This window comes from Proteus myxofaciens ATCC 19692, assembly GCF_001654855.1.
GTDB classification, from domain to species: domain Bacteria; phylum Pseudomonadota; class Gammaproteobacteria; order Enterobacterales; family Enterobacteriaceae; genus Proteus; species Proteus myxofaciens.
The window spans coordinates 1-950 of the sequence record NZ_LXEN01000174.1; the positions used below are offsets into that span (position 1 = coordinate 1).

The following is a 950-nucleotide window of genomic DNA, read 5'->3' on the forward strand; positions in this document are numbered from 1 at the left end:
TTAAATATAAAAATCTTTTGGCTTCAATAACATAGATTTGTAAGTTAAGTAAATTTAAAATTTATTTTTTCGCGATTTTAAAGATTTAAAATTCGTATGTTAATATTTATTGGGTATATATGTCTGTTTTTTCCTAATTTAAAAAATATGAGTCTTTTTGAAAATATCTTTCAATAATCATAGCTTGAATTTTATAAATACAACGGTAATGAGTAGGATAAAATGCTTACATTGAGATATTATTTTTAACCATCGTTCTATAGTTTGATTATATATTTTCATTTTTAGCTAATTGTGCGCTTGTCTTTTTGATCAGAATAATAATACCTAAGTGTATGTACTTAAGGTTAATGGGTTGGAATAGAATATTTAAATAGACTAAGGAATGAAAAAATATAATTTTAATTTTTAATTAAGCAGTTTTAACTATAATTCCACATCACTTTTTTAATGAGATTTTTATTAATATTATTTTAAATAAATTATTTTTTATTAAAACTTTATGTTAATGAAGGTATGTTTAGCATAGCAACAAAAAAACAACTAGTTTTTCATGAAATTATTCTACTAAAAGATGATAAGTTAAAGGCTTGTAGCCATAAGTAGAGATATATGAATACCTCATTACTTTAAATTTGCCATTAATTTGATAAATAAATTAAAAAATGTACTTTTTCGTATTTATAATATAAATAACTTTTTTTGTTAAAAATCTTTATGATGGTTAAATATTAATGCTAAATTATATTTAATTATAAAAGGATATTGAAATGAATAAAAGATTGAAGTGGGTACTTGTTGTTATTGTTGTATTGATAGTTATTGGGGTTATTGCCGGTAAAGATAAAGACGGTTCAATATCAAATCCAAAAAATGAAGCTGTAAACGTTTCTGAACAAAAAATAACCTTAAGTGAAAAAGAATATAAAGTAGTTGAAATGATGATAAAT

Annotated in this window: 1 pseudogene; it reads left to right on the plus strand. The window is 21.6% G+C overall.

Going from position 1 to position 950, the window contains the following annotated elements:
• Nucleotides 1-770: 770 nt before the first annotated feature.
• Nucleotides 771-950, plus strand: a pseudogene (locus M983_RS16440) (OB-fold protein); the annotation flags it as partial.